Genomic DNA, 8,176 nt, shown 5'->3' with positions numbered 1-8,176 from the left:
CGGCCACGGATAGTAGGTGCTCACGCTCCAGCTCTGGCCCGACGACCTGGCCACGATGTCGAACATCTTCACCGGGTCCAGGCCCAGCTTCTCGGCCAGGCCGATCGCCTCGCAGGTGCCGAGCATGGTGATGCCCAGGATCATGTTATTGCAGATCTTGGCCGCCTGCCCCGCCCCGTGGTCGCCGGCGCGGAAGGTGGCGCGGCTCATGGGCTCCAGCGCCGCCTCAATGCGGGCGAAGTCAGGCTCGTCGCAGCCGACCATGAAGGCGAGCGTGCCTGCGTCCGCCGCCATGGTCCCGCCGGACACCGGCGCGTCGGCGAAGGCGTAACCGGCCTCCTTGGCCAGCGTCGCGACCTTGCGGGCCGTGTCGACGTCGATGGTCGAGCAGTCGAGCAGCAGGGCCGAGGTCGGGGCGTGGCCGAACACCTGCTCGGTATAGACCTTCAGCACGTGGGGGCCGGCGGGCAGCATGGTGATGACGATGTCGGCGTCCTTCACCGCCTCGGCCACCGAGCCGACCGTCTCGCAGCCGTTGTCGCGGGCGCGCTGGAGCGCGGCGTCCGACAGGTCAAAGGCGCGCACGGTCCGGCCGGCCTTGGCCTGGTTCATGGCCATGCCGCCGCCCATGTTGCCCAGGCCGATGAAGGCGATGTTGGTCATGACTCACTCCCGAAAAGACGGGGCCTCTCCTAGCCCTTCTCCCCTCAGGGGAGAAGGTGGCTCGCGGAGCGAGACGGTTGAGGGGGGTGGTTCAGCAGGCAGGAGGCCGACCGAGCGTTTCGCGGTGACAGCCCCCTCATCCGATCGGCTCCGCCGCCCACCTTCTCCCCCGAGGGGAGAAGGGTCTGCTCAGCCCGCCTCTCCCGCGGGCTTCCTGAACCTCAGCACGAACTGGTCCGTCCGACCGCGGATGCTCTCGTCGAAGACGTTGGCGGTCCGGGGGTCGTCGGCGTTGCGCAGGACGTCGCTCTCGGCCTCGAGCACGAAGCCGGCGGCCTCGATCTCGGCGATCAGGGCGGCGCGGTCGGCGCGGTGCAGGGTGTGGGCCGTCGGCCAGCCGGAGCCGTCGGGCGCGTAGTGGTCGATCACCACATAGGCGCCGCCCGGTTTCAGCGCGTCGAACACCTCGGCGTTGATCCGGGCGGCAGTGTCCGCCGGGAAGGGCTGGAGATGGAAGTCGTGGTAGTTCTGAGACGTGAAGACCAGGTCCAGGCTGCCCGACGGCAGGTCGAGCTCGGCGAAGCGGCTCTCGACGCCCGAGACATTGTCGTAGGCGGCGTCCACGTCGCGGAGCTGCTGGCCGTAGGACGCCTGGAAGGCGACGAACTCGCCGGGCTGCCAGGCCGTCACGCGCCCTTCGGGACCCACCGCGACGGAGAACAGCCGGGTGAAAGAGCCGCCGCCGATGACCAGGTCCGCGACGTGGTCGCCGGGCTCGACGCCGGTAAAGGCCAGGATCTCGGCCGCATGACGCGCGGCGTCGCGTTCCATGTCGGCGGACGGGCGGGCCGGATCGGCCAAGGCGGCTGCGATATAGGGCGCGGGCTCGGTCGGCTGGGCCAGCGCCGTGGCGCCGAGGACGAGGGCCAGGCCCCCTGCTAGGATCAGGCTGCGCATGTCGTGGGCTCCTATTCGGGACGGCGGAAGCGGTAGACGAACTGGTCGGTGCGGCCGCGGATCGACTCGTCGAAGACGCTGATGGTGCGGCTGTCGTCTGGGTTGGCCAGCACGCGGGTCTCGCCTTCGAAGACGAAGCCGGCGGCCTCGACCTCGCGGCGCAGGAAGTCGCCCTCTATGCGGTGCAGACTCTCGACCTCGGTATTTCCGGTCCCGGGCAGGCCCGAGTGGTCGAGGATCACGTAGAGGCCACCGGGACGCAGGGCGGCGAAGACCCTGCGGTTCATCTCGGCCACGTCCACGTCGAACCGGTCGATGTGGAAGTCGTGGTACTCCTGGCCCATGAAGACGACGTCGAGCGGCTCGGGGAAGGACATCTCGTCCAGCAGCCCGATCACCGGCGTCACGTTGCCGTAGTCGGCGGCCAGGCCCTCTGCGAAGCCTTGCTCGCGGGCCGCCGTCAGGGTCGGCACGAAGGCGTAGACGCGGCCCTCCGGCCCGACGACCGGCGCGAACAGGCGGGTGAAGTAGCCCTCCTCCGGCCGGATGTCGGCGATGCGCTGGCCGGGCTGCAGCCCGATGAACTCCAGCATGTCGCGCGGACGGCGCAGCGGGTCGCGGGCAACCTCGACGGTCGGCCGGCGCGGATCGACGATCGCGAGGGTGTAGGCCTCCGCCACGTCGACGGGCGGCGGCGGCGGATCGGCCGGCCCCGTCGTGCAGGCGGACAGCGCCAGGCAGGCGGCGATCATCAGGCGTTTCATGGGCAGGCCCTCCAGCAGCTTGGCCGGAAATAGGCGCGTTTCCGGCGGCGGTGGCAAGGCGCCACCGCGTCCCTTCTCCCCTTGCGGGAGAAGGTGGCGGCCGAAGGCCGACGGATGAGGGGTCGCACCGGCCCGTCCGCTTCCAAGCCCGAACGCCGCACACAGGTTGATAGGTCAGCGCGACCCCTCATCCGACCTCGCTGCGCTCGGCCACCTTCTCCCGCAAGGGGAGAAGGGATTAGGAGAGCGGCGTCCATTCCTCATCGGGCGGGAGCGGCGCGAAGAGCGCGTCGAGCTGCTCGTCCGTCACGGCCTCCAGTCGGGCCGGCGACCAGCGCGGGGCGTTGTCCTTGTCGACGATGACGGAGCGGACGCCCTCCTGGAAGTCGTGGGTGCGCACCACCCGGCCGCCGAGCCGGTACTCCATGGCCATGTTCTTGGCGAAGGAGCCGAGCGTCGCCCCGGTGCGCAGCTGGCGCAGGGAGACCTTCATGGACTGGGGCGACTTGGTGCGGAGCACGGCGAGCTGGGCCAGGGCCCAGTCCGAGCCGTCGGCCTCAAGCGCGGCGAAGATTTCCTCGACCGTGTCGAAGGCGAACAGGCGGTCGATGGCCTCGCGATGCGGCGCGGTCGGGATGGTCCCTGCGTCCTGGTGGAAGCGGTCGGCGACCGCCCCCGGATCGTCCGGCGCGGCGAACAGGGCGCCCTTGAGGTCGTCGATCCGGTCCGAGGGGACGAAATGGGTGTGGACGCCCAGCGCCACCGTGTCCGCCGCCTTCAGCCGCGCGCCGGTCAGGGCCAGCCAGACGCCGGTTTGGCCCGGCAGGCGCGGCAGGAACCAGCCGCCGCCGACGTCGGGGAACAGGCCGATGCCCGTCTCGGGCATGGCGTAGGTGGTCCGCTCGGTCGCAATCCGCACGTCGGCCGGCTCGGAGATGCCCACACCGCCGCCCATGACGATGCCGTCGACGACGGCGGTCACCGGCTTGGGATATTCGAACAGCAGGTGGTTCAGCCGGTACTCGGTCCGGAAGAAGGCCTTGGCCTCGGACGCGTCGCCCGCGCCGCTCTCGGCGATCATGCGGATGTCGCCGCCGGCGCAGAAGCCGCGCTCGCCGGCGTGGTCGATGAGCACCGACCCCACCATCGGATCGTCCCTCCAGGCCAGCAGCGCCTCGGTCATCGCCTCGCACATGCCCCGGTTCAGGGCGTGCAGGGCCTTGGGCCGGTTCAGCGTCAGCCGCCCGACGCCGTTTTCGATGGAGGTGAGAATCTCGGGCTCGGTCATGGGACCGCCGATCTAACCCCTCACGGACGGGGCGTCACCGTCATGGTGTATGGAATGAACAGGGCGAGCTCCAGCGGACCGGATTGGATCCACGTCAGCGGATTCGCCATGCCGTCGACATTGACGGCGTAACCGTCACCAAACGCCGTGGAGGTCTCGCGCGCGTTCGTGGCGATCGCAGCGAGGACTTGCGGCCGATACTGCGAGGGGTTGACGATCGAGAGCTGCCACCCGCCTGTGATCGTCACCAGGGTGCGTCCAGTCCCATTGATGCCGCCGACGAAGGCCTCGATACGGCCGGATGCAGAGTCGAGTGTGTCGCCGGGCCGGATCGGCGTCTTGACGATGAAGCTTGTCGCGCTGGTGTCCGCCCGAGAACCATCCACGCCCAAGGTAAGCGTGCCGATCATCTCCTCCGTGAACGGGACGAGCTGTCCGTTTTCCTGGACACTCAGATCAATATCACCCTGGCGCCCGGCGGCACGCGCCATATCGCGAAGCGTCTGGATCAACTCGCGACGCCGCTCGGTCGCGTCCCGCGTGTCGTTCACCACGCGAACCTGCACGATCAGATTGTCCGCCCTGCGCGGCACGGTCACCGCCGGCACGACGGGCGGCGCTCTATCCTCGGCATCCCGCCTGAGACGAGCGCCCGTGACCACGATCTCCTCGACGGCGTCTTGAGCGACGACCGGAGTCGCGAGGGCCACGGCCACACACAATGCAATCCAACGAAACTTGACCATGACGCACCTCCCGAACGGCCAGATCAGCACGAATGCCGTTCGCTGTCAGCGCCTACTGCCGCCCCATCTCCCGCGCCGTGATCACGCGCATGATCTCGTTGGTGCCTTCGAGGATGCGGTGAACGCGCAGGTCGCGGACGATGCGCTCCAGGGGATAGTCCTTGAGGTAGCCGTAGCCCCCGTGCAGCTGCAGGGCCTCGTCGGCGATCTGGAAGCAGGCGTCGGTGGCCAGCCGCTTGGCCATGGCGCACCACTTGGTCTTTTCCGGATGGTTGGTGTCGATGGCCCAGGCGCCGCGCAGGACCATCAGGCGCGCGGCCTCCAGCTGGGTCGCCATGTCGGCCAGCTTGAACTGGGTGTTCTGGAAGTCGCCGATCGGACGGCCGAACTGCTTGCGCGTCTTGACGTATTCCTGGGTCGTCTCGAGCGCCAGGCGGGCGCCTCCGAGCGAGCAGGCGGCGATGTTCAGCCGGCCGCCGTCCAGGCCGCTCATCGCATAGCGGAAGCCGTCGCCCTCCTTGCCGAGCAGATTGGCCGCCGGGATGCGGCAGTCGTCGAAGGAGACGATGGCCGTCGGCTGGCTGTTCCAGCCCATCTTCTTTTCCTGGGCGCCGAAGCTGAGCCCGGGCGTGTCCTTCTCGACCACGAAGGTCGAGACGCCCCTGGGGCCGTCCTCGCCGGTGCGGGCCATGACCACATAGACGTCCGAGGTCCCGGCGCCGGAGATGAAGGCCTTGGAGCCGTTCAGCACATAGTGGTCGCCGTCCCGCCGCGCGGTCGTGCGGAGCGCCGCCGCGTCGGAGCCCGAGCCGGGCTCGGTCAGGCAGTAGGAGGCGATCTTCTCCATCGTCACCAGCGACGGCACGAAGCGTGCGCGCAGCTCGTCGGAGCCGTAGGTGTCGAGCATCCACGTCGCCATGTTGTGGATGGAGATGAAGGCCGCCGTGGACACGTCGCCGCGCGACAGCTCCTCGAAGATCACAGCCGCCTCGACGCGGCCCAGCGCCATGCCGCCGTGCTCCTCGCCGGTGTAGATGCCGCAGAAGCCCATCTCGGCGGCGGCGCGCATCGTCTCGACCGGGAAGTGCTTGGTCTCGTCCCATTCGGCCGAGTGCGGCGCGAGCTCGGCGTCGGCGAAGGCGCGCGCGACGTCCTGAATGGCGCGCTGGTCCTCGTTCAGGCTGAAGTCCATCGATCCCTACGTCCTGGTTGCGGCGGTTCCCGCCGGCGTCATTTCGGGCTAAGCGGCGGACCTTGGCTATCGGCCGCCGGGAGTCGCCCATGTCGGACGCAGGTTCTAGTGGAGCCGCCTCGCCTTCGTCGAGCGACGATCGCACCCTTTGCTATGTCGTCTACGCCCTGATGTTCGCCGCGCCCTTCGTGGTCGGCCTGACCGGACTAATCGGGGTGGTCATCGCCTATGTGCGCAAGCCCGAGGCCCCGCCGCTGGAGGCCAGCCACTACCGTTTCCAGATCCGCACCTTCTGGATCGGCTTCGTTCTGGCCCTGATCGCGGCGCTGTCGCTGGTGGTCGGGGTCGGTTTCCTGTTCGCAGACATCCTCCGCTACGTCTTCGCCAACATGCCGTCTGACGCCTGGGACGCGGTCTCGCGCGAGATGGAGATGTCCTTCCCGATGGTGACCTTCATCGGGGTGCTGGTCTCGGCGGCCGCCTGGGTCGCCTGCGGCTTCTGGATGGTCCTGACCTCGATCGTCGGCGCGGTCCGCCTGAGCGGCGGACGCCCGATCGGCCGGCTGCAGTCCTGAGTTCGCCCATGCATCCCCCCTCGCCCGCCCTGTTCCCCTTCGCGCGGCCGCGCCGTCTGCGCTCGGCCCCCTGGATCCGTCGGCTCGTGGCCGAGGCGGCGGTGACGCCCGCCGACCTGGTCTGGCCGCTGATCGTCCATGACGGCTCGGACGACCGTGTGGCCGTGCCGTCCATGCCGGGCGTTTTCCGCCTGTCGCCCAAGGAGGCCGCCAAGGCGGCGGTCGAGGCGCGCGACCTGGGCATCCCGGCCGTGGCCCTGTTCCCCAACGTGGATCCGTCGCTCAAGGACGGCGTCGGCACAGGCGCGACGGACCCGGATGGACTGGTTCCGGCCTGTATCAAGGCGATCAAGGACGCCGCGCCGGAGGTGGGCGTCATCACCGACGTGGCGCTCGACTGCTACACGGACCACGGCCACGACGGGGTGTTGGAGGACGGCCGCATCCTCAATGACGCCACGCTGGAGCGGCTGGCCGAACAGGCCTTCATCCACGCGCATGCCGGGGCCGACATCGTCGCGCCCTCGGACATGATGGACGGCCGGGTCGCCGCTATCCGCGAGGCGCTGGAGGCCAACGGGCTGCAGGACACCATGATCCTGGCCTATGCGGCCAAATACGCCTCGGCCTTCTACGGGCCGTACCGCGACGCCGTCGGCTCGGCCAAGGCGTTGAGCGGCGACAAGAAGACTTATCAGATGGATTTCGCCAACACCGACGAGGCGCTGCGCGAGGTCGCCATGGACCTGGCCGAGGGCGCCGACATGGTCATGGTCAAGCCGGGCATGCCCTATCTCGACATCGTCCGGCGCGTGGTCGAGGCCTTCCGCGTGCCGACCTTCGCCTACCAGGTGTCCGGCGAGTACGCGATGATCCAGGGCGCCGTCGCCAACGGCTGGCTGGACGAGGATCGCGCTGTCCTGGAGACCCTGACGGGTTTCAAGCGTGCCGGCTGCGCGGGCGTGCTCACCTATTTCGCGTCGAAGGCGGCGAGGCTGCTGGGCTGACCGGGGACTCGGCCGATCAAGTCGTCCGCTGAAAGTCCAGACAGTGGAGAAGGGCGAACTCCACCGCGTTTTCGGTGGACAAGGTGAAAGTGGACTCGGTGAAACGACTCCAGGCGCCACCCCCTCTTCCTGACCTATTTCGCGCCCAAGACGGCGAGAATGCTGGCCAGCTGAAAATCGTGCCGTCTTGTCGGGATCGGGCGTAGATGTTCGTCCTAGGGACGGCGCCGTAGGCGGCGCTTGAGGGAGGGAGCCCCATGAAGATCGTGACCAGCCTGACCTTTCGCGGCCAGTGCCGCGAAGCCTTCGAGTTCTACGCCCGTGTCTTGGGGGGCAGGATCACCGCCGCCTTTCCCTACGGTGACGGCCCGCCCGACATGCCCGTAGGTCCGGAATACAAGGACCTGCTGATGCACTGCTGGCTCGAGGTCGGCGACCAGGCGCTGATGGGCTTCGACGCGATTCCGGAGTTCGCGCCGAACTACGACAAGCCCATCAACGGCTTCGACGTCACCATCCACACCGGAGACGTGGACCAGGCGCGCCAGTGGTTCGACGCCCTGTCGGAAGGCGGCAAGGTCGTCATGCCCTTCGCCCCGACCTTCTGGTCGGCGGGTTATGGCTCCTTCGTCGACCGCTTCGGCATCCCGTGGATGATCAACACCGCGAGCCCGCCCCAGGCTGGTTGACAGCGAACGATCGCCGTTCGACAGAACCAGCTTAACCATTGTGGGGACGGGTGATGGGTTGGTGGTTTGGCAAGGGCCGGAGCAGGCGACGTGCGCCCCTCGTCACGGAAAGTCATGGCGCGGCGCCTGCCTCCCCGTCCGGGGGCGGCGGCCCGGCCCGGCCCACGCCCGCGGACGCCCTGAGGCAGCTCAAGGAAGGCAACGCCGCGTTCCTGCGCGGCGAGAACAACCTGGGCTATGTGACCGCGGCCGACCTGGAGGTGCTCCAGGGCGGACAGCAGCCGATCGCCACCAT

10 protein-coding genes are annotated in these 8,176 nt (G+C 68.8%); 4 read left to right on the top strand and 6 right to left on the bottom strand.

The features are described from left to right. The 6 genes from mmsB to Q0M60_RS05310 all read right to left on the bottom strand — a co-directional run. Positions 1-663: 3-hydroxyisobutyrate dehydrogenase (mmsB, locus tag Q0M60_RS05335; RefSeq protein WP_296816901.1), on the bottom strand; the 663-nt coding region annotated here is incomplete at its 3' end. Positions 664-852: 189 nt separating this feature from the next. Then, positions 853-1,620 carry a methyltransferase domain-containing protein gene (locus tag Q0M60_RS05330; RefSeq protein ID WP_296816898.1) on the bottom strand — a complete coding sequence of 256 codons (768 nt, stop codon included), beginning with the start codon at positions 1,618-1,620 and terminating at the stop codon, positions 853-855. Positions 1,621-1,631: 11 nt separating this feature from the next. Continuing rightward, positions 1,632-2,384: a hypothetical protein gene (locus tag Q0M60_RS05325; RefSeq protein WP_296816896.1), complete on the bottom strand. Its 753-nt coding sequence runs from the start codon at positions 2,382-2,384 to the stop codon at positions 1,632-1,634. Positions 2,385-2,622: 238 nt separating this feature from the next. Continuing rightward, a complete protein-coding gene (locus Q0M60_RS05320; RefSeq protein ID WP_296816894.1) occupies positions 2,623-3,672 on the bottom strand; it encodes an enoyl-CoA hydratase/isomerase family protein in 1,050 nt (349 codons plus the stop codon). Positions 3,673-3,692: 20 nt separating this feature from the next. Then, the gene (locus Q0M60_RS05315) at positions 3,693-4,418 is read right to left on the bottom strand and encodes a hypothetical protein (RefSeq protein ID WP_296816891.1); all 726 of its coding nucleotides are present in this window, start codon (positions 4,416-4,418) and stop codon (positions 3,693-3,695) included. Positions 4,419-4,470: 52 nt separating this feature from the next. Beyond that, positions 4,471-5,610 carry an isobutyryl-CoA dehydrogenase gene (locus Q0M60_RS05310; protein ID WP_296816888.1) on the bottom strand — a complete coding sequence of 380 codons (1,140 nt, stop codon included), beginning with the start codon at positions 5,608-5,610 and terminating at the stop codon, positions 4,471-4,473. Positions 5,611-5,699: 89 nt separating this feature from the next. Between Q0M60_RS05310 and Q0M60_RS05305 the strand changes: the two genes are divergently transcribed. From Q0M60_RS05305 to Q0M60_RS05290, 4 genes are all read left to right on the top strand, one after another. Further along, on the top strand, positions 5,700-6,185 hold the full coding sequence (locus Q0M60_RS05305; protein WP_296816885.1) for a hypothetical protein: 486 nt from the start codon (positions 5,700-5,702) through the stop codon (positions 6,183-6,185). An 8-nt stretch (positions 6,186-6,193) separates the two neighbouring features. Next, positions 6,194-7,192, top strand: coding sequence for a porphobilinogen synthase (hemB, locus tag Q0M60_RS05300; protein WP_296816883.1), 999 nt, complete (start codon positions 6,194-6,196; stop codon positions 7,190-7,192). A gap of 257 nt (positions 7,193-7,449) precedes the next feature. After that, the gene (locus tag Q0M60_RS05295) at positions 7,450-7,881 is read left to right on the top strand and encodes a VOC family protein (RefSeq protein ID WP_296816881.1); all 432 of its coding nucleotides are present in this window, start codon (positions 7,450-7,452) and stop codon (positions 7,879-7,881) included. Positions 7,882-7,934: 53 nt separating this feature from the next. Beyond that, a partial coding sequence (locus tag Q0M60_RS05290) for a hypothetical protein (protein WP_296816879.1) occupies positions 7,935-8,176 on the top strand: 242 nt, incomplete at its 3' end.

The sequence above is a fragment of the Brevundimonas sp. genome (assembly GCF_024711105.1).
Taxonomy (GTDB): domain Bacteria; phylum Pseudomonadota; class Alphaproteobacteria; order Caulobacterales; family Caulobacteraceae; genus Brevundimonas.
This window is presented reverse-complemented; position numbering and strand designations above follow the sequence as displayed.

Bases quoted from the DNA above. Each gene is read 5' to 3' on its own strand.
- Q0M60_RS05330 (WP_296816898.1), bottom strand. From the start codon at position 1,620: ATGCGCAGCCTGATCCTAGCAGGGGGCCTGGCCCTCGTCCTCGGCGCC.
- Q0M60_RS05295 (WP_296816881.1), top strand. From the start codon at position 7,450: ATGAAGATCGTGACCAGCCTGACCTTTCGCGGCCAGTGCCGCGAAGCC.
- Q0M60_RS05325 (WP_296816896.1), bottom strand. From the start codon at position 2,384: ATGAAACGCCTGATGATCGCCGCCTGCCTGGCGCTGTCCGCCTGCACG.
- Q0M60_RS05315 (WP_296816891.1), bottom strand. From the start codon at position 4,418: ATGGTCAAGTTTCGTTGGATTGCATTGTGTGTGGCCGTGGCCCTCGCG.
- hemB (WP_296816883.1), top strand. From the start codon at position 6,194: ATGCATCCCCCCTCGCCCGCCCTGTTCCCCTTCGCGCGGCCGCGCCGT.
- Q0M60_RS05305 (WP_296816885.1), top strand. From the start codon at position 5,700: ATGTCGGACGCAGGTTCTAGTGGAGCCGCCTCGCCTTCGTCGAGCGAC.
- Q0M60_RS05320 (WP_296816894.1), bottom strand. From the start codon at position 3,672: ATGACCGAGCCCGAGATTCTCACCTCCATCGAAAACGGCGTCGGGCGG.
- Q0M60_RS05310 (WP_296816888.1), bottom strand. From the start codon at position 5,610: ATGGACTTCAGCCTGAACGAGGACCAGCGCGCCATTCAGGACGTCGCG.